General features: G+C 47.8%; 21 protein-coding genes, 16 tRNA genes and 5 pseudogenes. 29 read left to right on the top strand and 13 right to left on the bottom strand.

Annotation, left to right across the window (positions count from 1 at the left end; genetic code table 11):
• Window positions 1-136 precede the first annotated feature (136 nt).
• The 19 genes from WH37_RS22860 (at window position 137) to WH37_RS22770 (ending at window position 4784) form a co-directional block, all read left to right on the top strand.
• A tRNA-Asn gene (locus tag WH37_RS22860) sits at window positions 137-212 on the top strand.
• Window positions 213-216: 4 nt separating this feature from the next.
• Window positions 217-307 (top strand) — tRNA-Ser (locus WH37_RS22855).
• 35 nt (window positions 308-342) lie between these two features.
• Window positions 343-417, top strand: a tRNA-Glu gene (locus WH37_RS22850).
• 72 nt (window positions 418-489) lie between these two features.
• Window positions 490-565 (top strand) — tRNA-Val (locus tag WH37_RS22845).
• 17 nt (window positions 566-582) lie between these two features.
• Window positions 583-659 (top strand) — tRNA-Met (locus tag WH37_RS22840).
• Between the two features lie 35 nt (window positions 660-694).
• Window positions 695-771 (top strand) — tRNA-Asp (locus WH37_RS22835).
• Between the two features lie 12 nt (window positions 772-783).
• Window positions 784-859 (top strand) — tRNA-Phe (locus WH37_RS22830).
• A gap of 33 nt (window positions 860-892) precedes the next feature.
• Window positions 893-968, top strand: a tRNA-Thr gene (locus WH37_RS22825).
• Window positions 969-973: 5 nt separating this feature from the next.
• A tRNA-Tyr gene (locus tag WH37_RS22820) sits at window positions 974-1057 on the top strand.
• 9 nt (window positions 1058-1066) lie between these two features.
• Window positions 1067-1140: transfer RNA gene (locus WH37_RS22815), tRNA-Trp, on the top strand.
• A 24-nt stretch (window positions 1141-1164) separates the two neighbouring features.
• Window positions 1165-1240, top strand: a tRNA-His gene (locus WH37_RS22810).
• A 30-nt stretch (window positions 1241-1270) separates the two neighbouring features.
• Window positions 1271-1345: transfer RNA gene (locus WH37_RS22805), tRNA-Gln, on the top strand.
• Window positions 1346-1352: 7 nt separating this feature from the next.
• Window positions 1353-1427: transfer RNA gene (locus WH37_RS22800), tRNA-Gly, on the top strand.
• A 7-nt stretch (window positions 1428-1434) separates the two neighbouring features.
• Window positions 1435-1508: transfer RNA gene (locus WH37_RS22795), tRNA-Cys, on the top strand.
• Between the two features lie 14 nt (window positions 1509-1522).
• Window positions 1523-1599, top strand: a tRNA-Arg gene (locus WH37_RS22790).
• A 14-nt stretch (window positions 1600-1613) separates the two neighbouring features.
• A tRNA-Leu gene (locus WH37_RS22785) sits at window positions 1614-1692 on the top strand.
• A 250-nt stretch (window positions 1693-1942) separates the two neighbouring features.
• Window positions 1943-2245 (top strand): phasin family protein, encoded by a 303-nt coding sequence (locus WH37_RS22780; RefSeq protein WP_046232930.1) that lies wholly within the window; start codon window positions 1943-1945, stop codon window positions 2243-2245.
• 16 nt (window positions 2246-2261) lie between these two features.
• Window positions 2262-3935 carry an ABC1 kinase family protein gene (locus tag WH37_RS22775; protein ID WP_231594332.1) on the top strand — a complete coding sequence of 558 codons (1674 nt, stop codon included), beginning with the start codon at window positions 2262-2264 and terminating at the stop codon, window positions 3933-3935.
• A 171-nt stretch (window positions 3936-4106) separates the two neighbouring features.
• Complete coding sequence (locus WH37_RS22770) at window positions 4107-4784, top strand: MarR family transcriptional regulator (protein WP_046232928.1); 678 nt, start codon at window positions 4107-4109, stop codon at window positions 4782-4784.
• 403 nt (window positions 4785-5187) lie between these two features.
• Here WH37_RS22770 and WH37_RS22760 read toward each other — a convergent pair.
• The 4 genes and pseudogenes from WH37_RS22760 to WH37_RS22745 form a co-directional block, all read right to left on the bottom strand.
• Window positions 5188-6170, bottom strand: a pseudogene (locus WH37_RS22760) (aldo/keto reductase).
• Between the two features lie 111 nt (window positions 6171-6281).
• Window positions 6282-6953 (bottom strand): nitroreductase family protein, encoded by a 672-nt coding sequence (locus WH37_RS22755; RefSeq protein ID WP_046232926.1) that lies wholly within the window; start codon window positions 6951-6953, stop codon window positions 6282-6284.
• Window positions 6954-7037: 84 nt separating this feature from the next.
• Window positions 7038-7670, bottom strand: a complete 633-nt coding sequence (locus tag WH37_RS22750) for a hypothetical protein (RefSeq protein ID WP_046232925.1) — start codon at window positions 7668-7670, stop codon at window positions 7038-7040.
• 54 nt (window positions 7671-7724) lie between these two features.
• A complete protein-coding gene (locus WH37_RS22745) occupies window positions 7725-8558 on the bottom strand; it encodes a helix-turn-helix domain-containing protein (protein ID WP_046232924.1) in 834 nt (277 codons plus the stop codon).
• Window positions 8559-8851: 293 nt separating this feature from the next.
• On the opposite strand from WH37_RS22745, the gene WH37_RS22740 reads away from it, so the two are divergent.
• Entirely contained in the window at window positions 8852-9661 is an 810-nt protein-coding gene (locus WH37_RS22740; protein WP_046232923.1) for a phytanoyl-CoA dioxygenase family protein, read from the top strand.
• Window positions 9633-10499, top strand: a complete 867-nt coding sequence (locus WH37_RS22735) for a sugar phosphate isomerase/epimerase family protein (protein WP_231594330.1) — start codon at window positions 9633-9635, stop codon at window positions 10497-10499. The genes WH37_RS22740 and WH37_RS22735 overlap by 29 nt, the downstream gene beginning before the upstream one ends.
• A gap of 586 nt (window positions 10500-11085) precedes the next feature.
• Here the strand turns inward: WH37_RS22735 and WH37_RS22730 are convergent.
• Window positions 11086-11732, bottom strand: a pseudogene (locus tag WH37_RS22730) (transcriptional regulator).
• A 185-nt stretch (window positions 11733-11917) separates the two neighbouring features.
• Complete coding sequence (locus WH37_RS22725) at window positions 11918-12322, bottom strand: winged helix-turn-helix transcriptional regulator (RefSeq protein WP_046232922.1); 405 nt, start codon at window positions 12320-12322, stop codon at window positions 11918-11920.
• A 226-nt stretch (window positions 12323-12548) separates the two neighbouring features.
• Here WH37_RS22725 and WH37_RS22720 point away from each other — a divergent pair, with 226 nt between their 5' ends.
• From WH37_RS22720 to WH37_RS22715, 3 genes and pseudogenes are all read left to right on the top strand, one after another.
• Complete coding sequence (locus WH37_RS22720; protein WP_046232921.1) at window positions 12549-13229, top strand: NAD(P)H-dependent oxidoreductase; 681 nt, start codon at window positions 12549-12551, stop codon at window positions 13227-13229.
• 21 nt (window positions 13230-13250) lie between these two features.
• Window positions 13251-13310: pseudogene (locus tag WH37_RS37510) on the top strand (S-layer homology domain-containing protein); the annotation flags it as partial.
• A gap of 6 nt (window positions 13311-13316) precedes the next feature.
• Complete coding sequence (locus WH37_RS22715; protein ID WP_046232920.1) at window positions 13317-13523, top strand: S-layer homology domain-containing protein; 207 nt, start codon at window positions 13317-13319, stop codon at window positions 13521-13523.
• A gap of 123 nt (window positions 13524-13646) precedes the next feature.
• Here WH37_RS22715 and WH37_RS22710 read toward each other — a convergent pair whose 3' ends face one another.
• On the bottom strand, window positions 13647-14432 hold the full coding sequence (locus WH37_RS22710; protein ID WP_046232919.1) for an arylamine N-acetyltransferase family protein: 786 nt from the start codon (window positions 14430-14432) through the stop codon (window positions 13647-13649).
• A 259-nt stretch (window positions 14433-14691) separates the two neighbouring features.
• Between WH37_RS22710 and WH37_RS22705 the strand changes: the two genes are divergently transcribed.
• A complete protein-coding gene (locus tag WH37_RS22705) occupies window positions 14692-15591 on the top strand; it encodes a LysR family transcriptional regulator (RefSeq protein WP_046232918.1) in 900 nt (299 codons plus the stop codon).
• Window positions 15592-15604: 13 nt separating this feature from the next.
• Here the strand turns inward: WH37_RS22705 and WH37_RS22700 are convergent, their stop codons facing one another.
• Complete coding sequence (locus WH37_RS22700; protein ID WP_046232917.1) at window positions 15605-16420, bottom strand: alpha/beta fold hydrolase; 816 nt, start codon at window positions 16418-16420, stop codon at window positions 15605-15607.
• A 108-nt stretch (window positions 16421-16528) separates the two neighbouring features.
• Between WH37_RS22700 and WH37_RS22695 the strand changes: the two genes are divergently transcribed.
• Window positions 16529-17470 carry a helix-turn-helix transcriptional regulator gene (locus WH37_RS22695; RefSeq protein ID WP_046232916.1) on the top strand — a complete coding sequence of 314 codons (942 nt, stop codon included), beginning with the start codon at window positions 16529-16531 and terminating at the stop codon, window positions 17468-17470.
• Window positions 17471-17486: 16 nt separating this feature from the next.
• Here WH37_RS22695 and WH37_RS22690 read toward each other — a convergent pair.
• Window positions 17487-18476: pseudogene (locus tag WH37_RS22690) on the bottom strand (aldo/keto reductase family protein).
• Window positions 18477-18734: 258 nt separating this feature from the next.
• On the opposite strand from WH37_RS22690, the gene WH37_RS22685 reads away from it, so the two are divergent.
• Window positions 18735-21425, top strand: a complete 2691-nt coding sequence (locus WH37_RS22685) for a winged helix-turn-helix domain-containing protein (protein WP_331458069.1) — start codon at window positions 18735-18737, stop codon at window positions 21423-21425.
• Window positions 21426-21464: 39 nt separating this feature from the next.
• Here the strand turns inward: WH37_RS22685 and WH37_RS22680 are convergent, their stop codons facing one another.
• The 4 genes from WH37_RS22680 to WH37_RS22665 all read right to left on the bottom strand — a co-directional run bounded on the left by WH37_RS22680 (window position 21465) and on the right by WH37_RS22665 (window position 24205).
• Window positions 21465-22199, bottom strand: coding sequence for an SDR family oxidoreductase (locus tag WH37_RS22680; RefSeq protein WP_046232914.1), 735 nt, complete (start codon window positions 22197-22199; stop codon window positions 21465-21467).
• 57 nt (window positions 22200-22256) lie between these two features.
• Window positions 22257-22838, bottom strand: a complete 582-nt coding sequence (locus WH37_RS22675) for a Crp/Fnr family transcriptional regulator (protein WP_046232913.1) — start codon at window positions 22836-22838, stop codon at window positions 22257-22259.
• A 113-nt stretch (window positions 22839-22951) separates the two neighbouring features.
• A complete protein-coding gene (locus WH37_RS22670; RefSeq protein WP_046232912.1) occupies window positions 22952-23764 on the bottom strand; it encodes an NmrA family NAD(P)-binding protein in 813 nt (270 codons plus the stop codon).
• Window positions 23765-23821: 57 nt separating this feature from the next.
• Entirely contained in the window at window positions 23822-24205 is a 384-nt protein-coding gene (locus tag WH37_RS22665) for a MarR family winged helix-turn-helix transcriptional regulator (protein WP_231594329.1), read from the bottom strand.
• A 303-nt stretch (window positions 24206-24508) separates the two neighbouring features.
• On the opposite strand from WH37_RS22665, the gene WH37_RS36650 reads away from it, so the two are divergent.
• Both WH37_RS36650 and WH37_RS37505 read left to right on the top strand, forming a co-directional pair.
• Window positions 24509-24778 (top strand): helix-turn-helix domain-containing protein, encoded by a 270-nt coding sequence (locus WH37_RS36650; protein ID WP_231594328.1) that lies wholly within the window; start codon window positions 24509-24511, stop codon window positions 24776-24778.
• A pseudogene (locus WH37_RS37505) lies at window positions 24778-25325 on the top strand (MmyB family transcriptional regulator). Before WH37_RS36650 ends, WH37_RS37505 begins: the two are co-directional and overlap by 1 nt.
• Window positions 25326-25381 lie beyond the last annotated feature (56 nt).

The following is a 25381-nucleotide window of genomic DNA, read 5'->3' as shown; positions in this document are numbered from 1 at the left end:
TGGAAGCGCAGCAATGCGTGCAGCTGACGAATACTAATCGGTCGAGGGCTTATCCTAACAACACGCTAAGGTTTCAGACTTTGTCTTTCGCATCCAGTTTTCAAGGTAGCAATACCTTGTATGAAATGATTCATATTCCCTGATAGCTCAGTTGGTAGAGCACTCGACTGTTAATCGAGTTGTCACAGGTTCGAGTCCTGTTCGGGGAGCCATTATAGAGAGGTGTCCGAGTGGTCGAAGGAGCACGATTGGAAATCGTGTAGGCTCTAACCGGGTCTCGAGGGTTCGAATCCCTTCCTCTCTGCCATACTTACTTAAAGTATGCTGGTAAAATTTCAAGATGGCCCGTTGGTCAAGTGGTTAAGACACCTCCCTTTCACGGAGGTAACAGGGGTTCGAGTCCCCTACGGGTCACCAAAAAAAACTTTTAAAAAGCACTTGCAAAACGCTTTGAAAAGTGGTAAGATATAAAGGTCGCTTAAACAACATGGAGGCTTAGCTCAGCTGGGAGAGCATCTGCCTTACAAGCAGAGGGTCGGGGGTTCGATCCCCTCAGCCTCCACCATATTGCTTTTACGATGACGCGGGGTGGAGCAGCCCGGTAGCTCGTCGGGCTCATAACCCGAAGGCCGCAGGTTCAAATCCTGCCCCCGCAACCAAACTTTACCTTCGGAATGTTCCGAGAATATGATGTGGAGCTGTGGTGTAGAGGCCTAACATGCCTGCCTGTCACGCAGGAGACCGCGAGTTCGAATCTCGTCAGCTCCGCCATTTAAAACATCTGGCTCGGTAGCTCAGTCGGTAGAGCAGAGGACTGAAAATCCTCGTGTCGGCGGTTCGATTCCGTCCCGAGCCACCATTAAGATGATTGGTAAACACAAGATTGTAACATGCCGTTGTAGCTCAATTGGTAGAGCAACTGACTTGTAATCAGTAGGTTGGGGGTTCAAGTCCTCTCGACGGCACCATTCATGGAGGATTAGCGAAGTGGCTAAACGCGGCAGACTGTAAATCTGTTCCTTCGGGTTCGGTGGTTCGAATCCATCATCCTCCACCAGTTTACCTTAGGGGCATAGTTTAAGGGTAGAACAACGGTCTCCAAAACCGTTGGTGTGGGTTCAATTCCTGCTGCCCCTGCCAATCAAAACTGAACAATATAATATGGCGGTCGTGGCGAAGTGGTTAACGCATCGGTTTGTGGATCCGACATTCGGGGGTTCAATTCCCCTCGTCCGCCCCATTATTGTTCAAACTAAAAAAACTTAATTGTTGGGGATTAGCCAAGCGGTAAGGCAACGGACTTTGACTCCGTCATTCTCAGGTTCGATCCCTGAATCCCCAGCCATTCTTTTGCGGACGTGGCTCAGTGGTAGAGCATCGCCTTGCCAAGGCGAGGGTCGCGAGTTCGAATCTCGTCGTCCGCTCCATCTTTATGGCGCCATAGCCAAGTGGTAAGGCAGAGCTCTGCAAAAGCTCTACCCCCAGTTCGAGTCTGGGTGGCGCCTCCACAACTTCATAGTGTGTGCCCTTAGCTCAGCTGGATAGAGCGTTTGACTACGAATCAAAAGGCCAGGAGTTCGAATCTCTTAGGGCACGCCATTATTCTTTAAAACGCCGGCGTGGCGGAATGGCAGACGCGCGCGACTCAAAATCGTGAGGGAAACCGTGGAGGTTCGAGTCCTCTCGCCGGCATATAAGAAAATTGTTTAAACGCTGATTACGCATAAATGTAATCAGCGTTTTTCGTTTTGGAATTAGTTTGACGATTTATTATTTTAATGGTAATCTGTAGACACAAAAAACCAAAAAACACGTTTGGTAATATTTTTCACAGAAGGTGACCAAAACAATTGGACCTGTGAAGCAGTTTACTATTTTTTTGTATAGTTTTTTGGTTTTTTGTGTATTTTAAAACCTATAAAAGCAAAGGAGCTGTTTGAAGATGAAAGATACAATTATCAAAGCTATGTCACTGGCAATGGGGATTGCTGTTACGGGCAAGGAGCAGGTGGAAAAAACGATTGATGAATTGGTGCAGAAAGGGCAGGTTAGTAAAGAAGATTCGAAAACCTTAACCAATACACTTGTTCAAAAAGGGGAAGAGCTGCGTGAGCAGATTGAAGCCATGGCGCAGGAACGAGTAAGAGCTATTTTAAGTAAAGGGAAAATAGCTACCCGCGAGGATATCGAGCGTATTGAAAAACGGCTGGATGCACTTGAGCAGAAAGAGCAAAGCGGGGATTGACAGGGGGTTACTACGATTGCAGCATGGAAAACGGATTAGGCAGTTACAGCGCTATCGGACAATTGTTACTGCGATAGCACGAAACGGGCTGGGATATGTATCAGATGGTATCGGAGCCAGGGATAGATTGAGGTTTATACGCAAACCGGAGCAGGAAGAGATTCATACTAAAAGTGTTGGTGAACGTATTCGGACATTGCTGGAGGAATTAGGTCCAACCTTTGTTAAGCTGGGACAAATTGCAAGCACGCGGCCAGATTTAATTCCGGCAAATATTTTGGTTGAATTGGAACGTTTGCAGGACCATGTGCCTGCATTCCCATATGAGGAAGTAGCCCAAATTATTGAAGCGGAGCTTGGAGATACGATTAAAAATTTGTTTCTGGACTTTTCCATTACACCGATTGCGGCGGCCTCCATTGGCCAAGTTCATCGCGCTACGCTGCGGGATGGATCAGAGGTTGTCGTTAAAGTTCAACGTCCGGGCATTCAAAAGCTGGTTGAAACGGATTTAAATATATTAGCGGATGTGGCTAAATTGGGCGAAGGGGCTTTTGAATTTGCCCAGCACTATCGTCTAATTGAGATTGTCGAGGAATTGAGCAAAGCGCTCCGTCAGGAAATGGACTATACAATGGAGGCGCATAGTGCAGAGAAATTTATTGCCTATAGTAAGAAGCTGCCTTACATTTTTGTACCATCGGTACATTGGGAATATTGTACGAAGCGTGTAATGACGACAGACTATGTAAACGGAGTGAAGCTTTCGGATCGGCAGCAGCTCAAACGAATGGGATTAAACAATAAACGGCTTGCGGAGCGGTTGGCAACGGCGATTTTTCATCAGATTCTAGTTGACGGCTTCTTCCATGGGGATCCGCATCCTGGCAATGTCATGGCGCTTCCCGACGGTCGACTGGCGCTAATTGATTTTGGAATGGTAGGGCGGTTATCTCCCGGTACGAAAAAGCATTTTGCTTCGCTTGTAATCGCCCTGCGCAATCAAAGCTCCAAAGGCGTCATTCGAGCCATTTCGTATATGGGAGTCATTCCAGATGAGGTGGATCAGAGCAAATTATATGCCGATGTGGATGAAATGAGGGAAAAGTATTATCAGGTGCCGCTCAATCAGATTAGCCTAGGAACAGCTATTGGAGATTTGTTTATGGTTGCCAACCGGCATCATATTCGGATTCCATCGGAATTAACGCTGCTCGGCAAATCCTTGCTTACGATGGAAGGGGTGGCAGTTGCGCTCGATCCGGAAATTAAAATTTTTGATATTGCTGAGCCATTCGGAAAAAAACTATTTGTAGAGCAATTGGACCCAAGGGAAATATGGAGAGGGCTGCTGGAAGAAGCACCAGATTATTTCAAAATGATTAGCGACATTCCGGTCACTTTGAAGCAGCTTTCTCTCGTCGTACGGAAGGGAAAGCTGCGGATGGAAGTGGAATCACCTCAGCTCGACACGCTCATGAAAAAAATGGATCGTATCAGTAATCAGCTGTCTTTCAGTATTGTCTTGCTTGCGCTTAGTTTAGTGATGGTTGGTTTAATTGTCGGTGCAGCCTTAAACCACTCCCAAACGCTGTTTTGGGGACTGCCTATTATAGAAATTGGCTTTGGTGTTACCTTGGCTATGTTTATTTGGCTGATCTATGCGATTATCCGTTCTGGGCGCTTCTGACAACAGGATGGTCCAAAGAACAGCAGGCTGTTGCCTTGGAACGATTGTTGACGGAACTACGAGGGGATATTAACATTAAATCGCAAAAAAACCAAAAAACGAAGCCGCAAACCAGCCAAAGGTAGACAGACATGATGCAAACAGCTGCTGGCTGAAAATAGGGGTGGATTTATGGGGCTTACGAAACGCCGATTACAATTTCTAGACCAGCTCATGGAATTGTATCAACGCACTTCATTACCCATACATTATGAGACGTTAGCAAAAGCTTTAGGCGTAAGCAAGTGGACAGCCTATGACATGCTGAAGGAAATTGAGAAGATGGGTTTTGTATCGCGCAGCTATGAGGTTAATGATAAAGAAACAGGAAGGTCACAGGTTGTGTTTGCGCCAACAGTCAAAGCGGCGGAGCTTTTTCGTCAAGAGCGTTCTGACTTAGTCAATCCCGGAGACTGGGAGGCAACTGCAAGTGCGATTAAGCAATTACTCAGCGGCAAGAACCATATGAACATCAATGAGCTGCTTAGAAAGATATTGGATGGAATTCCTAGCAAAGCGACCCATATTGAATTTTGCGGCTACATCATTGGGCTGCTGCTAGCATATTTAAAGAAGCTTGGAGGCAAGACAGAGAGTGTCATTCATCTGCTTGTCAATAAAACGCCGAATGACCATTCCGGGCTGCTCGTATTTGTTGGAACGGTTCTGGGGACGGTCATTCAAACCGTTCAAGAGGAGCTGGGCAAAGAGATTACGGAGCTGGTATCGGAGTTCGTGACTATGATTCAGAATTTATCTAACAAAGAACAAAAGTTGTTGTCCGAATTCGTCAAGGAGGCACTGGCTTAATGCAAGCGGCTTCTATATTTTAGGGTGGATACGTTATGAAGAAATCGCGACGCAAGCGTGGCCCGTATCTTTTGCAGAGTAATCGTCATCCCAATTGCCGACCCCCGAGCAGAAGAGTATAAGCTGACAAAACGCTTGCGGTATTCAGTTGTATTGCAGCCGACATGTCCTTTGAACACTTTGTTAAAATAATGCTGATCGTTGAAGCCCAGCATCTATGAAAGCTGCTTGTTTGTAATTGCCTTGCCGTTATCCCCTTAGCTCAGAAACGCCGCTTTTGCGGAGCAATATGGCGTCATGGAGTGCCATACTGCCCGCATTAGGCGGCGTTTGCTGGGTTATTTTGCATAGAAGATGCTTTGGCTATAGGGTGTATATGAAGCAGCTAATAACCAAGCAGTCGTTAGCTTAGACCGCCCATAACGGGATGGGGAACGTAAGGCTCCTCCAAAGCGGCGATTTCTCGGCTGTTAATTTAATCTCCAAGGCGGCTTCTGCATCCGTCAAATGATGGGGCTTCGTTGCACCGACGATTGGAGCGGTAATCGAATCTTTTTGCAGCACCCAGGCAAGCGCGACCTGCGCTCTAGGAATTTCGCGTTTCTCGGCGATTTCGGCTACTTTAAGGGCGATTTTTCGATCGGCCTCCGCAGTTTGGACATACAAGGTTTTGCCGAATTCATCTGTCTTTGAGCGTTCGCTCTCTTGATCCCAATCACGGGTCAGGCGGCCGCGGGCAAGCGGGCTCCAAGGAATGACACCGATGCCGTCCGCTTTGCAAAGGGGAAGCATTTCCCGTTCCTCTTCGCGGTAAAGCAGGTTTACATAGTTTTGCATCGAGACGAAGCGGGTCCAGCCGTTCTGTTCCGCAGCTTGCTGCATTTTCATAAACTGCCAGACATACATGGAGGACGCGCCGATATAACGGGCTTTTCCGGCCTTTACAACATCGTGGAGCGCTTCCATCGTTTCTTCAATCGGCGTACCATTGTCAAAGCGATGGATTTGATACAAATCGATGTAGTCGGTGCCGAGCCGCTGCAGGCTGTGATCGACCTCCGCCATAATCGCTTTGCGGGAGAGGCCTGCGCCATTAGCGCCGGAGCGCATCCGACCGTGTACCTTGGTTGCGATTACGACGTCGTCGCGGTTAGCGAAATCTTTTAACGCCCGTCCGACGATTTCCTCGCTTGTCCCATCCGAATAAACGTTTGCCGTATCAAAAAAATTAAAGCCCAGCTCAAGTGCTTGCTTAATATACGTTCTGCTCTCTTCCTCACCTAACGACCAAGGATGCGTTCCACGATCAGGAGCCCCATAGGTCATACAGCCAAGCGCAAGCCGGGATATTTCCAGGCCTGTTCGTCCAAGTTTCGTATACTCCATATTCAAGTAACCCCTTTCGGATTAGGAAATCGTTTAATTTGAAAAAAAACCATTTTCCAAAAGAGGCGTCGCTAGGCAGCTCCAGTGGAAAACGGTCTTATGTTGGTTGGTTTAGAATTGATTCCAATACGTAACGTCATTAACATCCAGACGGGTAGTCGGATGACCGGCTTCTGAAGCTTTGCCAAGGGCAATCAGCATGACATTCGTATAGTTTTCAGGCACATTCATCAGCTCGCGGAATTTCGCTACGTCGTAACCAGCCATTGGTACAGTATCGAAGCCTTTGGCACGCGCAGCCAGCATCAGCTGCATCGACACAAGTCCGCCGTCAACGAGTACAGAGGAGAGCAGGCGTTCAGCAGGAGCACTCGCGTAGAAGCCCGTCATATTCGTTCTGAGCTTATCTGCTGCTTCGCGGGTCATATAGCCGGCTTCAATCGATTTTTCATAGATGCGCTCGGCTTGTTTATAAAACTCCAAATCGGCCATAACGGCAATGACAGCAGAAGAAGTCACAACCTGCTCTTGGTTAAAAGCAACGGGAAGCAGCTTTTGCTTCGTTTCCTGATCGGTAATGACGAGAAAACGCCAAGGCTGCAGATTGCTTCCGGACGGCGCAAGAACCGCATCAGCGATAATATCGTGAATTTCTTCCTGCGTCATTTTAAAAGTTGGATCATATTTGCGAACCGAACGGCGCTCGCGGATAACCGTGCTGAATGAACTTTCGGAACTAGACAAGTGAGACACTCCTCTTTGCAGATCAAATGCGTTCACCATTCGGCATGAAGCTGCCAAAAGAGAACGATGAACTGTACTGTTTTTATGTACAGTATAATTGTCGGCAGAGCCGATTGTCAATTGTTATTCCAAACCATGCTCTTCACGGATTTTGTACAGGCCATGAACGAGCGGATCTGCTGGATCGCGATTCATTAAATGCAGCGTGAGCAAGTAGTGGAAAGGCATCGCACATACATTGTTGCCGTCCTTAATCGCAGGGAATCCCGCTTCGAGAACCGGGCCAATTTGCTCATGCATGTCCAAATCCACATAAACCTGCTCAGGACTAAATTCTTCCCGAACCGACTTCGCGCAATGAGGTACGATATACTCATCAAACAGCTTCTTGGTGTCATCTTCGGACCCGGGAGGTGTCTGAAGCGGCTTGCTGATACCGCTGTCAATCATATCGATATAGAAGGAAGCGAGCCATTGGCTTGCCCTCTCAGCATCCTTATGCTTTTCAAGCAGTTCATTAATAAAAAAGCCGCAAGCATACTCCTTATCGGCATCCGCCTCTTTCAAGCGGTAGGCAAACAAAGGTCCATAATTGGGATTGTTAATAATCTGTCCCTCAACCTGATAAGTTTCGAACTCGGCTTGAAGCATTTGGAGCGTGCGAGCATATACCGCCAAAATAATTTGTTTCGCTTCTTGCTCTTGTGGGTTCTCGCTTTGCTGTTCCTCTTCGCTTACTTCGTTTTCCGTGGTCATAATTGACCTCCTTCCCAGTTCCTATTTTACCATCTCTGCGAGTTTTGTTTCCACTTATTGTTGTGCCAAACCATCAGGCGTTTGTTTCCAGTTGCGGTAAGCGCGGGGGGAAGTGCCATAAACCTTGCTAAATTGCACAGCAAAATGATTGTAGTTTTGGTAGCCCACGTCAAAAGCGATTTCAGAAGCGCTCCGTTTCGTATGCTCCAGCAGCAGGGCAGCTTGGCGAACGCGCATCCGGTTATGCATATCGATGATGGAATACCCAGTTGAAGCCTTGAATAGATGGGACAATCTGGACGGAGAAAGCCCAATCGTATGGGCGAGCTCCCCAATAGAAAGCGGCTGAGTCATGTGAACGGCGAGCAAATGCATCGCTTCTTCAATGCGGGCATCCGCCTTGCTGTTAATCTGCTGGGCAAGCAGCAGCAAAATTTCGCGCAGCGAGTTTTCACATAACGATTCACTATACAGGCTGCTTGCCAACGAGTCGGTCAATATACGCCGAAAAGCCCGATAAATCCGTTTGCCCGCTGAGGGCTGGCGAATCGGATACGAAATCAGATCGGAGGCGGGGAGCAGCCCGGTTTCAGCCATCACATCGGGAAAATGAACCCACACAAACTGCCACGTTTGTCCCGCTGCTGTGCCATACTCATGCATGCAGCCTGGCCGAATGAGCGTAAGCTCTCCTGGCAAGCAGCGCTTGCGCGAATCGTCGGTCAGAGCAAAGCCTTCTCCCTGCAGTGTATAAAACATCAGCCAGTCGCTTCTGCCGTTTGGCCGTACCGTATGGTAATGATCGTTTTCCGTAAAATGGCCTGCAAAAATAACGGACTGCTCAGCAGCGGCCTTGCCCTGGCGTCTGTCCCAATCGTTTCGTTTCATGGCGTCTCCATCCTTCCCAAAACAGCCTTGCAGAATACATTTAGTTTACCTTTTTGTTGCTGTCTTGGCTATTGCTCTGAAAACCAGCTGTTTGAGCGTGAATGAAGCAGTGAAAGCATAAATTCGTATACGCCGTTATTTTTAAAATAGCAGAATCGATGTAGTTTTCAGTATGATTGTTCATTCCTTCATAAAGGGCTCTCGCACTATACTTGATTTATCAAGCAGCATAAATTAAACATTAAAAATCAGGCACTCCAAAGTGCCGCTATGTGAAAAAGGAGCGAGGCCTTATGACATCTGGTGCCCTGACATTAACGGCTGAACAGCTGGAGCAATACCGACGTGACGGGTATTTAATCGTCAAAAATTTATTCAGCGAGCAGGAGCTTGCCGAAATCGATTCAACCTTTGAAGGGATTAGCAAGCAGACCGTTCCCGGGTATTTTGAGCCTGATCTGAGCGAGGAGACGACCGATCCGCTGAAGCGTTATCCTCGGGTGATGCATCCCCATCGCTTCAATGAGACGGCAAAAAAATATATGCTGCACCAGCCCGTGCTCGATGTGCTGAGAGATTTATACGAAGAGGAGCCGATTGCCGCGCAAAGCATGTTCTACTATAAACCGCCAGGCTCGCGGGGGCAGGCGCTGCATCAGGATAATTTTTATTTGAAGGTCGAGCCGGGCAATTGCATTGCAGCATGGACAGCCATTGATGCGGCCGATGAGGAAAATGGCGGGATGCTGGTCGTACCGAAAACGCATGATTACGAGCTGTCCTGTCCGGAGGAGGCGGATGTGACGGAGTCGTTTACGAAGCATTACGTCAAGCCGCCAAAGGATAATAAGCCGGTTCCGGCGCGGATGGAGCGGGGAGATACGTTATTTTTTAACGGCAATCTCATTCATGGCTCTTACCGCAACAAAACGAAGGATCGGTTCCGGCGCGCCTTTATATGCCATTATGCCAATGAATCTGCGACGCATATTAGCCATTTTTACCGCCCGCTGTTTCGTGCGGATGGCAGCATGATAGATCGTGAGAACAATCCAGACGGGGGGCCGTGCGGCATTGAATACGAAGCCAATTACCCGCATTGACCGAAAGCTCAGCGTTCATATGTCCTGGTGGGGCATGGAGCAGGTGCCGGATTTCGCTTTGGATAAGGCAGCAGATAAAATAAAGCGGATCGCGGGCGCCGGGTTTGAAGGTATTAATGGCTTTATTCCAAAGCCGGAGCATGAAGCGCAGTGGAAGGAGCTGCTGGCGCAGCATCAGCTGGAGCTGAGTGTCAACGCGTATCCTGCAAGCGTAGCGGATATGGAAGCTTTTTTGGAAAATGCGGTGCGCTTTGGCGGCATCCCCTTCATCAACGCACAGGTTATGACGCCATTCGTAACGGGAATAGATGTCGAAAGCTTGCTTGGCGCGATTAAGGAGCTGTCCCGTCAAGCGGGCATACCGGTCTATGTCGAGACGCACCGAGGAACGATTACGCAGGATTTAATTCGGACTGCCCGCTATGTACGAAATCTGGGGCAGCTAGATCTGACGATCGATTTTTCTCATTATGTGCTGGCTGGCGAAATGCGGAGCATTCATCCTGAAGCCGAGGAGCTGCTCCAGCAGCTGCTCGTTCATACGAGCAGCATTCATGCTCGTGTCTCGAATGGGGAGCAAATTCAGATTGGCTGGGAGCATGAAGAGGCGAAGGCGATGCTGCCGCATTTTGAACGCTGGTGGCGCAAGGGGATGGAGCAGTGGCTCCTGCGTTCGCAGCCAGGGGACAGCTTTCCGTTCGTCTGCGAGCTGGGGCCGCCGCCTTATGCGATGACCCGCCACACAGGTGAAGGTACAACGGCTGAGCTAAGCGACCGCTGGCGTGAATCGCTGCTGTATGCCGAGCGGGCGCGCAGGCTGTGGGATTGTTTAGCTTGAACCGATGGTGCAGCGTGTTGAGGCAGCATTGGAGTGAAAAAGCGTCGGTACAAGTAGAGATACTTGCTGTACTGACGCTTTTTATATGCTGTTATTTTACCTTGTTTAGCAAGGTGAATCATCTTCATCATGTTAATGATGTAGAAGTTGAAGAATAAGTTCGCTTGTGAAGTGCACCCATAGAATAGACAGCAGTAAACCCATTGCCTACTTTTCGGGAAATTTCCTGATTGGATAGTTTGGTTTCCAAAAGCAGTTTTTTCGCTTCGGCGATGCGCAGCTGCGTAATATACTCAAGGGGCAGGTAGAGTTTTTTGTTTCGTTTAACATTCCGCTTTCAATAAAATGGGTCACTCTGAATTGTGTTTGAGGACTGTAGATCCGCTATTTCAGCGATTTTGTCGATTTGAGCGCGCATGCGGACAGGAAATCCGTTATTGCCTGAATAATCAAGTCAATCCAGGTATTTTGCGTCTATTAACGGCTCCTGAGTCCGCAAGCACCTTAATAAACCATTGATTATAGCAAATAACGGATTCTCAGTCCGCCAAAGTTAGGATGATACCGCTTCCTGATTATTTTGTGATTAAAATCGAAGTTTATAGGTACGGGCGCGCAGTTGACCGCTCGCTATGTCCATTATTTGAAGCTCAACTAGTTCATGCAATATATGTCTGGCCTGTCGGTCACTTACCCTTAGATGGCTGGTTAGTTCCAAAGGGGATATTGGACGCAAAAGGCGGCGAGCAAACCGAACCGTTTCGGCTTCAAGCCAGGATAATGTGGAAGGTACGTCGGATGCAATAAATTTTCCGATAAAAGCTAGAATGAGCTGCTGACACTGTTTTGGCTCATCGACGATAGAAGGATAGGCGATGGGGGAAACGTCCACCCATCCAGTGACAACAAGCAATGGCGTCGACATAAATCCTTAAAGCGCCTTACATCAAGATCTCTAGCATGAGGACCATACCCTTGAATTTCTATTCCGCCTTTTGCACCGCCAGGCATATAAGCAAGATCCAGATAACGGTAGCTATTACTGAAATCACGTACCTCCCACTCAGGAAGCAAGTGATTAAAATGTCCGACAGCGGGAAACCACACGGACCTAAGGAACGCTTTCGTTCCATGACCGAGTCCTTTTTGAAGGAGTTCAAGCCTTCGAGGATTCTTTTCTTTATCAAGATTGTCCTGCATCCATTCATGATATTGCTGCTCAAAGCGCGACATTGTGCTTTTCCTCCTTTGTTAATTAATTAGATTTGTCTATATGTAACCCAGCATTAAAAAACAAAAGCCGCTTCCATACAGATCACCCCAATTACTCAATCAGGATGTTCAATGTGTGGAAGCGGCGTGTTCTTCACGACCTTTATGCTGTAATTATAGCTTGATTATTTAAAATCAACAATAAATCATTTTTTCTCTATTACGGTTTCGTCAAGCTCCGGCAAAGCAACCTGCGACTCGCCATTTTCCTGAAGATTTTCATAATAAACGCCCCAATCTCTCATGAAGAAAAGCACTGGTCGAAGTGTCTCCCCAAGCGCAGTGAGCGAATAGTCCACTCTAGGTGGAACTACCGGGTACACCTGCCGCAGCACGATCCCATCGCGCTCCAGCTCGCGCAGCTGCAAGGTCAGCATCCTTTGCGTAATATGCGGGAGCAGCTTGCGCAGCTCATTGTAGCGTTTTGAACCAGAGGTCAGATGGTACAAAATAACGCCCTTCCACTTGCCGCCGACCATATCGGCTGTTTTGGTTACGGGGCAGCCGAAATTAACGATGCTGGCTCCGTCCTTTATATTTTGTCCTGTCATAGTCAGTCCTCCTTTCATGCCTAATGTCATATCTATACAAGTTACTATTCGTAACTTGGAAACAAAAATGTGCGTACTTGTTTACTTTGCATATATCTCCTATTATGACACTTAAGCAATAGTCGGACAAGCAATTAGCGTGCACGCAGGGGCTTTTTCGAAGCATAAGCTTACACCGAATGCTCGTTCAACGGGCAAATCGTCCCAATAGAGAGGTTGGATATACATGAACGTTACGGAACAGGAAGCAAGAAAAAATGACATCTTGAGCGCCTATCATTTTCGCCATGCGACTCCGCAATTTGATGCATCCAGAGTAATTCCGGCGGCAGATTTTGAATTTATTCTTGAAACAGGCAGAATGTCGCCCAGCTCGGTCGGATTTGAGCCATGGAAATTTGTTATCGTCCAAAATAAGGCCTTAAGGGAAAAGCTTGTGACTGGAGCATGGGGCGGTCTCAAGCAAATTCCGTCAGCAAGCCATGTTGTGCTGGTGCTGGCCCGGACAGATGCGCGTTATGATTCGGCTTACGCTGAATATATGTGCAAAGAAGTAAAGGGCATGTCCGATGAGGTTTTTCAGAAAATACCGACCATTTATAGACAGTTTCAGGAAAAGGATCAGCATTTGCTCGACAATGAGCGCACCTTGTTTGATTGGGCCTCGAAGCAGACTTATATTGCCCTCGGCAATATGATGACGGCTGCTGCGCAAATCGGAATTGATTCCTGCCCGATTGAGGGCTTCAACCGCGATATCATCCATAGCATACTGAAGGAGGAAGGCTTGCTGGAGGGTGGCGTATGGGATATTTCAGTTATGGTCACTTTTGGGTACCGGGCGGAAGCTCCTAAACGTGCCAAAACCCGGCAGCCTATGGAACAGGTTACGAAGTGGATTGACTAAGCAAGGTGAGGCAAAGGGGGCATTACGGGGTACGGCGATGGCCTGTTCCATCCTGACCAAGAAATTTCCCGGGCCGAGCTTGCCGCTATGCTTTCCCGTCTGACGATTCATAAACCTGCGGAAGCCGCTGAATTCTCTGACATATCCCAAAACTGGGCTAAAGACCATATTGAAGCGCTCTTTGCAGAAGGAGTCATTAATGGCAGAGGGAACGGAACGTTCAAACCGAATGATTATGCGTCTCGCGCCGAATCGGTTACTATGCTGCTTCGTCTTTTGGATAAGCTTGTTTAACGGTAAAATGAGTTTTTAATTCATCAATACCAATCCCCCCTATTTAAAAAAGAACGGGCAGTGGTGGTCATTTATCCACCGTTGCCCGTTTTTTCTTGGCTGCTGAGCTATCAAATGGCCGCCTCATCTATTGGACATTCCAAAATGCTGTTTCAACAGCCTTTCGTAGCTCGCCCTATCGATTTGCTCTTTTGTTAAAACACCATCCTTCCACACCGTGAAAGAAGTGTCGGTTAACGTAATGCTTCCGTCATCTGTTCGTTTTGTAATCAAAGGATGTTTATTAAAGCGAGATTCTGAATGCTCGAACACAATTTTGCGAATGGCATTACATTCCGTTAAGTCAGCCAGCGGCTTTTGAGAATCGAAGGTATAGCCGGTTTTCCAATCGGTGTCCTTATGCTTCAGCTTCATTTCAAGAAGGTAGTCTCCATATTCGCCGTCCTCTTTTTTAATGCGAAATTGTCCATTGCTCGACGTTATCGTTTCGCCCGATAAAGGAACAGGCTTTAATGGCAAATTCCCTCCAAAACCTGTATCGATGACATAGGTTTGCTCCCCGTGAGTAAGCAGAATCGTTAAATGAGTTCTTCCCATTGTGAAATAAGCTTGACTATCATGATTGTAGACAACCCCGCGCGTTAGAACGGCGTCAAACCCATTTTCGATTAAAAAAAGATAGAGAAGCGCATTTATTTCGTAGCAAAGCCCGCCTTCTTGAGCCATTAGAATTTTTTGAACTAAATGTTGTTTAGAAATAACAGCGGTGCTCTTTCTAATAATAGCTAGATTTTCAAAAGGCACGGTTTTTGCTGTCCTCTCAAGTACATCTGCCAAACGATCGAAAGTGACAGCTTCACTTTCTGGGAAACCTATTCTTTTACGAAATAAAGCGTTAAGTTCATTCATCGTCCACGCCTCCAACAGTTTTCTCAAACCGCAGCGCGGCTTGGAAGTGAGGGATTATGTTCACGAACATTTATCCGTTACATGAAAGGATAAACCAAAATCGCGACCCGAACAATGTGGAATGCTGCAAACTGTATGGATACAGTTTGAACGCGTAAAGCCGAGTGCTTACTATGATTGAATCTGGATTCGCATTATGTCAGGAATGTCCTTATACTTATAGGTTAATAGATGGGTTAGAGCAGAGGAGGGAAAGCGAATGGATATTCGTAAACTACAATACTTTATTGCTGTAGCGGAGGAGCTTCATTTCAGCCGTGCCGCACAAAAATTGAATATGACGCAGCCGCCTCTAAGCCAGCAAATGAAAGAGCTGGAGGAGGAGATTGGCGTAAAGCTGCTGGAACGCAACAAGAGACAAGTCCGACTTACGCCAGCGGGAGCTGTCTTTTTAGAGGAAGCCAAAATGATTTTAGCCCAATTAGAGCAGTCTATTAAAACGACCCAGCTGACCAGCCAAGGAATTATCGGACAGCTAGTTATTGGCTTTGTGGATTCAGCGGCGGGAGATAAATTGGTTCATATTTTGAAAGCGTTCAGGAACCAATTTCCGAAAATACAGCTTACTTTATGCGAAATGACGTCCGCTGAGCAATGGCTGGCGCTGCGTGACGGAACGATTCATGTCGGGTTTCTGCGTTTTATCGAACCGGCTCAGCATATTAGCTATCGTACCCTAGCAAGCGAATCGCTTGTTGCCGTACTGCCTGAAGAGCATCCATTAGCGAAGCTTCCGGAAATTTCTATACGAGCCTTGGAATTAGAGCCGTTTATTTTGTTTCCGCGTCATCTTGGAGCTTCTTTTCATGATTTGATTATTGGCTTTTGTGCAAAATATGGCGTTTATCCGAATGTTGTACAGGAAGCCACTCAGATGTATACGATCGTAAATTTAGTGGCTGCGAATTTGGGCATTTCCATCGTTCCGTCTTCTGTTTCTGTCTTTCAGCGCAGCGGTGTCGTATACCGCTCCTTTAAGGAAAGTGTCCCGCCGGTTCCGCTGTATACCGCTTGGAGAACCGACGTGAACAAGGCTGCCTTATCAGCCTTTCATCGGATAATGGAAGAAGTGGCCCCAATACAGCATGAATCGATATAAGTGGAACAAAAGGTTAGAAAACTGTGGCAAGGAACTCGTTTACGACCTGATAAAAACCATCCGGATCATCAGAATGGACACCGTGGCCACATGGTTCAAAAACTTCAAGTTTTGTATTTGGTCTTCGTAATACCATGAGTTCGGCTTGGCCTGCGTTTAATACGAAGCTTTTTTTACCATGAATAAGCAAAATAGGGCAACGGGAGGATAGCCAGTCTTCCCACCACACTCCATTTAAGTTTTGTGCAGAAATGACCATCCCTTTTAAATCAGAACGAAATCCCCAGCCTGCTTCATCTTCAAACACACTTTCCGAAAAATAATCAATGGCTTTAAGGCCAGCAAGCTCAAGTGATTTTCTTAATTCTTTCAATGATGAAGAACGCTTGGGGAGAGTCTCAGCAAAGGACAAGTCGGCGTGAATTTCTGCACCGATGTCCTCCACAATAACAGCATGGACAAGCTCAGGGTAACGAGCAGCAAACTGATAAGCATTAACTCCACCTAAAGAATGACCCAATATCGTGACAGGCTGTCCGCCTAGCTCTATACGAATGAGGTTGAGAATATCCTCGAGGTAGCTTTCTCTTGAATAATCCTTATCGCGAGGATGCTCGCTCCAACCATGACCACGTTGGTCTAAACCAATAACACGCCAATTTTTAAATCGGGTTGCTAGCTCTGCATACGTTCTTGCATCATTCATATGTCCATGTAAGGTGAGCAATATATGCTCGCTCCCCCCACCAAAATCCAGATAAGAGAGCTTGATATTTCCCGATTGAAAATATTTTCTTGCAGCCGAATCCTTCTCCTGAAAATTTTGCATACCATTTCCTCCTCGTATCCTTTTGGGTAACACTCCACTTGATTTCATATCAACGATAACAGATAATAGTGACAAGTATTGTCATGATTAAATAATCGGAGTGTTAGGATGTCTAAATCCAAAAGACTTATGGAATTAATGATGGCCGTCAATCACAAACGCAAGTTTACAGTGAAGGAGCTTTCTCAAGAGTTTGGCGTCTCACAAAGAACGATATTAAGGGATTTACAAGAATTGAGCGAATTAGGGGTACCCTTATATTCTGAGGTGGGGCCTCATGGCGGCTACCGGGTGCTGAAGGAAAGGATTTTGCCACCTATTGCCTTCTCGGAGGAAGAAGCCGTCGCTATATTTTTCTCCATTCATGCCCTTCGTCACTATTCATCGCTTCCATTTGAAGCAGATGCTTCTTCAGCATTGAGAAAATTTTATCATTATATGGCGCACGACACCCGAGACCGAATTGATCAAATGAAGAGCCGCGTAGATTTTGTAACTCCTACTAGGCAAGCCCACTCTCCGTATTTGTCGATCCTGCTCGATGCAGCTATTCAGCAAAAGGTGTTACTCATTGATTACGAAGCTTTGGAAAAACGATCAAGCCGCGAGATACAGCCGATTGGTATCTATACTAGGAACGGTCTATGGTATTGTCCCGCCTATTGCTTCCAGAGCGATGAATTTCGTGTGTTTCGCTGTGATCGAATGTTTGCGGTGACTCATTCAACAGTAGAACCGCTCGATCTTAGGCATGTTCACCTTGAAAATAGACAAACGAAGGGCGTACCGGAGCAGGAGGTTGTGGCACTTTATGCTGAACTAACGAAAGAAGGGGCTCAGATGTGCGAGGCGGAGCCGTGGCCGGTACCCAAGCTTCATATTCGGAAGGATGGAACCGGCTGGCTTGAAGGCAATATCTCGAAGAGTGACATGTTGTTTTTTGCAAAGTTTTTCATTGGCTTGGGACATGAAGTGACGATAGAAAGTCCCCCAGAGCTTTTGGATTGTATTAAAAGGAACTTATCTGAGCTGTTGGCCAAATATGATTAAAGTGAGCTTTCAATTGTTAACCGGTTTTTGCCGGATCGCGCTCAATTAGCCCCTCTAGTATCGTGTCGATTTGCTTGAGCAATCCAGGGGCAAGTCGAATGCCGACGGCCTTGACGTTTTCTTTTATTTGCCCTGGATTCGATGCTCCAATAATCGCGGCGGAAACTTGCGGATTTTGCAGCACCCAAGCGATGGCAAGCTGCGGCAATGTCAGTCCGGCTTCTTGTGCAGTAGTGGAGAGCTTGGAAACCGCCTGTAATACTTCGGCGCGCAGCCATTGACCCGCTAATTTATCGAAAAAGGGAGCACCCGCCGTTGTCGCTGCACGCGACCCTTGCGGCAAGGGCTGTCCCGGTGAATATTTCCCGGTAAGAATGCCTTGGGCAAGAGGGGACCAGACGACCTGTCCAATGCCTTCCCGCTCGCAGGCTTGAACGACTTCCGCTTCAATGACACGCCACAACATCGAATATTGGGGTTGACTAGCCACCAATGGAACGCGCAGCTCCCTTGCAAGTGCAGCGCCTTTGCTAATCTGGTCGGCAGTCCACTCGCTAATTCCCACATATATAACTTTGCCTTGGCGCACCAAGTCCGAAAAAGCGAGAAATGTTTCTTCGAGCGATACTTCCGGATCAAAGCGATGGGCGTAATAGACATCGATTTAATCCGTTTGCAAGCGTTTAAGAGAAGCGTGGCAAGCCTCCATCATATGTTTACGGGACAGGCCTCTGTCGTTAGGGCCCGTTCCTGTCGGATGGTATACCTTGGTGCAAAGCTCGATGCTTTCTCGACGAATGCCTTTCAGAGCTTGCCCGAGCACCGCTTCCGCCCTCGTCTCCGAATAAACATCCGCTGTGTCAAACGTAGTAATCCCCGCATCCCATGCAGCGTGAACACAGGCTCTAGCCGTCTCATTATCTACTTGCGCTCCATGAGTAATCCAGTTTCCTAAAGCCATTTCACTTACGACTAGGCCGCTGGCGCCTAATTTTCGATAGTTCATTTTTTATGCCTCCTTTACATCATGTTGCAATCGTAGCAAACGTGAATAAATAGGTGAAATATGACTTTCCCTTCGTTTTGATTCGAAAAAAATATAACAGGAACTTCGCGTTCATGCAGGAGCAGCTTACGGGAAGGATACAGCAAATATCCATCAACTAATGGATTGACGATGCAGGAATGCGATTATTATAATTGAGCTATGATAAACCCAATAATAGCTACAAAATTATATATACCTGCGCTGCGGTCGAATGTCGTGCTTCGCCCCCGTCTAATAGAGCGGTTGAATGAAGGCTTGCACCGCAAGCTGACGGTCATCGCTGCCTCCGCCGGCTTTGGCAAAACAACGCTGGCTAGCGGATGGATCAGGAGCTGCGGCCGAACGGCATGCTGGCTGTCGCTGGATGAAGGTGACGATGATCCGGTCGCTTTTATGATTTATTTGCACGCCGCTTTGATGGCGGCCGCGCCGAATTTTAGCGACGGCATGCGAAAGCTGCTCCAAGCCCCTCAGCCTCCTCCAATTGAAGCATTGGTAAGAGTGCTGCTCAATGAAATCGCCTCGATTACTCACCCATTCATCATCGTATTTGATGATTTTCACGAAATAGAAAATAAATCGATTCACCAGGCTGTTACTCTTCTTATTGAACATTTGCCGCCACAAATGCATCTTGTCATCGTTGCTCGTGAGCTTCAGCATCTGCCTTTGGCCCGGCTTCGCGTTCGGGACCAATTAACCGAGGTGCGAGCCGCAGATTTGCGTTTTACGATATCGGAGGCAACTGAGTTTTTTGAACAGGTTATGGGTCTGAGCCTGACGACAGAACATGTCGCAATGCTGGAGGATCGAACAGAGGGCTGGATTGCAGGGATGCAGCTCGCTGGGCTGTCCATGCAGGGGCATGCTGATGCGGGCAGCTTTATTCGCTCATTTACAGGCAGCCACTCATTTGTGCTGGATTATTTGGTCGAAGAAGTGCTGCAGAAGCAGCCCGCTGGCATTCAGGCTTTTTTGCTGAGCACTTCCATGCTTGACCGTTTTTGCGGTCCGCTTTGCGATGCCGTTCTTCGCTTAGGAAACGGGGAGAAGGAGACAAATCCTGGAGCAAATTCCGAAGCCAATCCCGAAGCCAATGGGCAAACAACTTTAGAATATTTGGAACGCGCTAACTTGTTTATTGTCCCGCTGGACAATGAGCGGCGCTGGTACCGCTACCATCATCTTTTTGGGAATTTCCTGCGGCAGCGGCTTGCTCAAAAGCAGCAAGTGAACCTTTCCGTGGAAGCGGCAGGAGAGGGTGTAAACGAATTGCATCAGCGTGCGAGCAAGTGGTATGAGCAGCATGGCTTTGTGCTGGAAGCCTTTCACCATGCAGCAGCTGCACAGGACATTGAAGGTGCCGCCAAACTGCTGGAGGGAGAGGGCATGTCCCTTATTTTTCGAGGGATGGTCATTCCCGCACTGAAATGGCTAAATTCGCTGCCGGAGAGGGAGCTTGGGGCACGTCCTTCACTATTAGTGCTGCATGCCTCGGCGATGCTGATGACAGGACAAATCAGCGGTGTTGAACAGAAGCTGCTAGCTGCTGAACAGCTTTTACAAGCGGACGCCTTCCAGGATGTGAACACCCGGGATTTGATCGGTCATACAGCGTCGATCCGCGCCACGCTAGCGGTGAGCAAGCACCAGCCAGACATGATTTTGGCTCAGTCGCGGCGTGCGCTGGATTATTTGCATCCAGATAATCACCCTGTTCGCACGGCTACGACCTGGACGCTCGGATATGCGCATCAGCTTCAGGGAGACTATGGCGCTGCAGGCAGGGCTTATGCCGAAGCGTTGGCGAACAGCGAGCGGATCGGGCATGTCATCATTTCGTTTATGGCGGCGATAGGCCTTGCAAGCATACAAGAAGCGGAAAACCTGCTTGATACAGCGGCCGGGACTTATCGTCACGCGCTTAAGCTGGCAGGGGAGCCGCCGCTGCCTGCGGCTGGCGTTGCTTATTTGGGCTTAGCCCGTATTTATTACCAAAGGAATGATCTGAATGCCGCTGAGCAGTATGCTAAAATAGCCCTTCCACTCTCGCAGCAGCTGGAACATACAGACCGTGCTGTCGAGGTCGAGGTGTTTCTTGCACGCTTGCTGCTGGCGAAAGGAGACGTCAGCGGTGCGGCTGCACGGCTGGCAAAGGCGGATCATACGGCACGCCAGCATCAGCATGTTTTGCAAATGCCGTCAATCGCGGCCGTCCAAGTGCAGGTGCTGCTTCGTCAGGGCAATTCCGCAGCGGCAGCTCGGCTAGCGGCAAAAAATGAGCTTGCGATCAGCGGGGCGAAGTGTGAATTGGCCCAAGGAAATTCAGCTGCTGCGCTTGCGATTTTGGAACTGCGGCGGGAGTATGTGGAAGCGAAGGGGCAGCCGTATGATCGGCTGGAGGTAAGTGTGGCACAAGCCGTTGCCTGGCACGAGCATGGCGATAGGGCCAAAGCCGCGGCCATGTTAACCGAAGCACTGGTGTTTGCTGAGCCCGGCGGCTACGTTCGAGTTTTTGCCGATGAAGGGCTGCCGATACGCAAGCTGCTGCGGGAAATCGTTGCACGAGGAGCAGGATCGAGCTATCGGGATCAGGTGCTGGCTGCATGTGAAGCCGAGGAGCAAATAGGCAAGCAAAGTCAGGAAGGCAATTTAGGTCAAGAAGGCAAAGACCGAACGAAACCGCGGCCGATCCAAGCCTCCGAGCCGCTTATTGAACCATTAACCGGAAGAGAGCTGGAGGTGCTGCAGTTGATTGAGCAAGGGCTCTCGAACCGTCAGATTAGCGAACGGCTATTTCTCGCCCTTAGCTCAGTCAAAGGCCATAACCGAAACATATTCGACAAGTTGCAGGTCAAGCGGCGCACCGAGGCGGTAGCCCGCGCCCGCGAGCTAGGACTATTTTAATAAAAAATAATATCGTTTAGTTTGATGCCGCTAAAGCAGCTAGCTATTTTTCAATATGCGCTCGGCAAGCGATGGGAACCAGCGCTGAATAGTTTTTAGCCATTTTACCTTGCCAATCGGCACCTCCAAACGATTTTTTTGAAAAAAGTCCATAAATTGCGAGGCCAGCTCATTTGGCGATATTTTATTGTTCCCTCTGCCTTTCGTCATAGCGGTATCCACGATAGGCGGGATAATTTCGAATACTTTTACATTCGTATTTTCCAGCTGATAGCGGAGGGATTTAGAAAATAGATGAAGCCCCGCCTTCGTCGCGCAATAAACGGGAGCGGACTTTTTTGGAACGAGGCCTAAACCGGATGAAACGTTAACGATTGCGGCTTCATGCTGGCGGGCAAGCAGCGGCAGCAGCTTGGAGGCAAGAACAATAGGCGCGGTCAAGTTGATCGTGATTTCCTCCTTTATTTGCTTAGAAACAGGCTGCGCCTCCATAAAGGAATAGTTATATTGTATTCCGGCATTGTTAATAAGAACGTCCAGCTCGGGATGGTTATCGTACAGCTGCGCCACAAGCGCATTCAGCTGTTCTTCGACCTCAATATGACATGCATAGGTTGTGATGCTCGCATATTTTGATTTCATTTCTAGTAATTTGCGCTCATCCCGTCCGGCGACGATGACGTGATTATTATGATGGATGAATTGCTCGGCTAAAGCGAGACCAATGCCTGAGGCACCGCCGGTAATTAAAATGGTGTGACCTGATCGTTTCAAAAAAATCTCCCCTTTCTTTCCTCAACTGTAGAGAAAGGAGGAGGTTTTTTCATTAACCTAGGTTAATTTTCGGCGGATTCGGCTTAAGGCGACAGGGGTAATTCCCAGATAGGAGGCGACATGATACTGCGGAATATGTTTGGCTTCAGGCGCATATTTTTCAAGAAAAATGCGGTATCTTGCTTCAGCGGACAGAAAAAGCAGCTCTCGCTCTCGCCTTTCTTTTTTTACATATAACTGCTCGATTAAAGCTCGCCCCAGCCGTTCCCAGCAAATATGACGGTCATACAACGATTGAAAATCCTTATACGGAATAATCATTAATTCGCTGTCCATCAACGCCTGTATGGAAAAATAAGCGGGGACGCTCTCCAGCAAAGAGCTGTAAGCCGCGATAAAATCATTTTTGGCGCAAAAGCTTTTATTGAACTCCACTCCGTCAGGCGTTGTATAGTATAAACGGAACAATCCGCTGACGCATAAGCCAATGCAATCTGCCCGTTCACCTTCTCGAATAAAATGGCTGTTTTTTGCAAAGGTTTTGTGCACGGTTAACCGCTTGAAGGCTTGCCATTCCTCTTCAGGAATAGGCGAAATTTGTTGCAGCCAGGTAAATATAGATTCCCACCTATGTGTCATAAAGAAATGACTCCTTACTGAATGGAATGATTGTATACAGCGATCATAATGAATTGCGCGTCCTTCCGGACATGCTGGGCGGCAGCAAGCTATAAATCTATAAATCCATAAAGCTATAAAGAGATAAATGGTTTTATACTTTCTTTTAATGAGGTGGGCGGTCGACCCATTAGCTGCTCCAAATCATTGGAGGTGGATGAAGGATCGATTTTGCTGAGGAAGCCGTATATCCAGTTTTGGATGGTGGCATCTTGCTGCAAGGAAATAGGCCTCCCAGCAAGGTCGGACAGTGCAGCAGTCAAATCGCTGAACGTCCATGGATCCGATGCCGTAAGCTCGTATGTTTTATTCAGGTGGCCGGGTTCAGCAAGAACGGCTGCAGCGGCTAGAGCAATATCTTGCCGGGGAATGGAATTAAATAGCCAATCTCCGGGGGGCACACGCAATTCTCCTTTTTCTATAGCTGCATTTAAATCAAGAGTACTAATAAAATCGACATATAAAGCATTCCGTAAAAAAGTATAGGGAATGCCCGTGGCTCGAATCGCATGCTCGGTAGCTACATGCAGATGGGTGAGCGGGATCGAGCCTTTTTCGGGAAAAGCAAAGCTGGTATAGAGCAAATGCTCGACCTTTGATTTTTTGGCTGCTTCAATCACATGGGCATGCTGGCGCATACGAATCGTATCATCATGATGGGAGCTCGAAATAAATAGCAGCTTGGAGGCGCCTGTGAAGGCGGATTCAAGAGAATCGGGGTGGTCGTAATCGCAATAACGTACCGTAATCCCCAGCTCCTCTAATGGCCTAGCCGTTTCGCGTGTTCGAACGCAAGCAATGAGCCTGTTCGCTGGAACTTTGTGAAGCAGTTGATTTAGGATGAGAGTCCCCAGCTTGCCGCTTGCTCCTGTTATGACGATTGACAAAAATACCACCCTCTCACATGGAAAGTTAAGTCCTTAACTAAATGGGCAAAAAGAGCTTTAGCCCCTTTTCAATTTCGTTAATAAAGCTAAAAGCTGATGTAATTCATGCTCCTCCAGCGCTTGCATTTTTTCGGCAATTCCTTGTCGGTTCTCGGGCAGGTATTGTAACAGCAGGCTCTGCCCTTCATTGGTTATAGATATGACGGATTTTCGGCCATCCTTGGGATGGGGCTCCCTGCGAATGTACCCATCACTCTCCAATGGAATAAGCAGCAGGCTAATATTCGATTTGGTGACGCCAATTTTTGCTGCAAGCATGGAGGGAAGAATGATGCCTCCTTCTTTCATGATTTCAACTAAAAGGCGCATTCTGGCCCCATTAAGTCCTTTGGATTGCCAATATTTTTCCGACACCTCGACTAGCTTTGCCGTTGTTTCCACTAATGAAAAAAACACCAAAGTATGAAGCGGCAAATCGAGTACATATTGTTGCAAGTTTTTCATAGGATCACCTTTTATAAATATAGTTAAGTGCTTAACTATATTTAAATTACTATAGCGAATTGTAAATGTCAAATAAAAAGGGAAAAAGGCTTTATTTGCACCGCAAGACTTGGCAGCGAGAGCGCAAGTGGCGACAATGTTGAAGCGTTTTTTGTATTTAAGGCTAGTTTCAGGCCAGTTGGTTGCATAACCGTATTGAGGTAAAATGGCAGTAACGATAGTTTAGAGAAGAGGTAAACGATGCCTAATGAAACGAGCAAAGCGAAAACACTCGGCCATTATTTGAAATCGCGGCGCGACCGGATTCAGCCTGAGCAGGTAGGCTTTAGCGATTCACATAATCGGCGCAGAACGCAGGGGCTTCGGCGGGAGGAAGTGGCGATGCTGGCTGGTGTCAGCACCACTTATTATACGTGGCTGGAGCAAGGCCGGGACGTTACAGCGTCCAAGGAGATCATAGAAAACATAGGGAGAGCGCTGCTGCTACCTCGGATGAAGAAAAATATTTGATGGAGCTGTGGAATCCCCATGTACCGGATGCCGTTTCCTCGCTGCATACGACGCTTAATCCGCAGTGGCAGGATATTATTGGACAGCTGTCGTATCCGTCCTTTATTAGCAATGAGAAAACGCAGGTGCTGGCATGGAATGAGGCAGCGAGTGAAATCATTGCGGATTTTGCGTCATGGCCAGCCTCGGAGCGAATCATGCTTCGTTTGATGTTCACAGATGAAAGCTTACGACGTCCATGGCCAATTGGGAGGAGTTCGCACGCTACTCCGTGGCGGTGTTTCGAACCTATTATGACAAGCATCAGGGCGACCCGTGGTTTAAGCAGCTAATAGAGCGGCTGGGCGAGGAAAGCAAAGAGTTCGATGGCATGTGGAAGGAGCACCATATTCAGCTTAAAAAAGCAAACCGTGTTTCGATCCAGACGCCGGGCGCTAAAGCCGCGATAACCTATGATATCCTGTCGGTTAAGACTATCGCTGATCAGCCGGGGCTATTCATGTGTATTTACGCGCCGATTATGCCAGCTCCCCTTACGTCACCCTAGTAATAATCTTACTAGCATAATCCTACTGTGGCTGCCTCAAATCAGACCGATTAAAA

The sequence above is a fragment of the Paenibacillus algorifonticola genome, assembly GCF_000971975.1.
In the GTDB taxonomy this organism is placed as follows: Bacteria; Bacillota; Bacilli; order Paenibacillales; family Paenibacillaceae; genus Pristimantibacillus; species Pristimantibacillus algorifonticola.
This window is presented reverse-complemented; position numbering and strand designations above follow the sequence as displayed.

What these genes read in the sequence shown, in the direction of transcription:
- WH37_RS22770 (WP_046232928.1), top strand. Translation starts at nt 4,107, where the DNA reads ATGGGGCTTACGAAACGCCGATTACAATTTCTAGACCAGCTCATGGAA.
- WH37_RS22675 (WP_046232913.1), bottom strand. Translation starts at nt 22,838, where the DNA reads ATGACACATAGGTGGGAATCTATATTTACCTGGCTGCAACAAATTTCG.
- WH37_RS22740 (WP_046232923.1), top strand. Translation starts at nt 8,852, where the DNA reads ATGACATCTGGTGCCCTGACATTAACGGCTGAACAGCTGGAGCAATAC.
- WH37_RS22750 (WP_046232925.1), bottom strand. Translation starts at nt 7,670, where the DNA reads ATGACCACGGAAAACGAAGTAAGCGAAGAGGAACAGCAAAGCGAGAAC.
- WH37_RS22725 (WP_046232922.1), bottom strand. Translation starts at nt 12,322, where the DNA reads ATGACAGGACAAAATATAAAGGACGGAGCCAGCATCGTTAATTTCGGC.
- WH37_RS22755 (WP_046232926.1), bottom strand. Translation starts at nt 6,953, where the DNA reads ATGGTGAACGCATTTGATCTGCAAAGAGGAGTGTCTCACTTGTCTAGT.
- WH37_RS22710 (WP_046232919.1), bottom strand. Translation starts at nt 14,432, where the DNA reads ATGAATGAACTTAACGCTTTATTTCGTAAAAGAATAGGTTTCCCAGAA.
- WH37_RS36650 (WP_231594328.1), top strand. Translation starts at nt 24,509, where the DNA reads ATGCCTAATGAAACGAGCAAAGCGAAAACACTCGGCCATTATTTGAAA.
- WH37_RS22705 (WP_046232918.1), top strand. Translation starts at nt 14,692, where the DNA reads ATGGATATTCGTAAACTACAATACTTTATTGCTGTAGCGGAGGAGCTT.
- WH37_RS22780 (WP_046232930.1), top strand. Translation starts at nt 1,943, where the DNA reads ATGAAAGATACAATTATCAAAGCTATGTCACTGGCAATGGGGATTGCT.
- WH37_RS22745 (WP_046232924.1), bottom strand. Translation starts at nt 8,558, where the DNA reads ATGAAACGAAACGATTGGGACAGACGCCAGGGCAAGGCCGCTGCTGAG.
- WH37_RS22695 (WP_046232916.1), top strand. Translation starts at nt 16,529, where the DNA reads ATGTCTAAATCCAAAAGACTTATGGAATTAATGATGGCCGTCAATCAC.
- WH37_RS22715 (WP_046232920.1), top strand. Translation starts at nt 13,317, where the DNA reads ATGCTTTCCCGTCTGACGATTCATAAACCTGCGGAAGCCGCTGAATTC.
- WH37_RS22700 (WP_046232917.1), bottom strand. Translation starts at nt 16,420, where the DNA reads ATGCAAAATTTTCAGGAGAAGGATTCGGCTGCAAGAAAATATTTTCAA.
- WH37_RS22720 (WP_046232921.1), top strand. Translation starts at nt 12,549, where the DNA reads ATGAACGTTACGGAACAGGAAGCAAGAAAAAATGACATCTTGAGCGCC.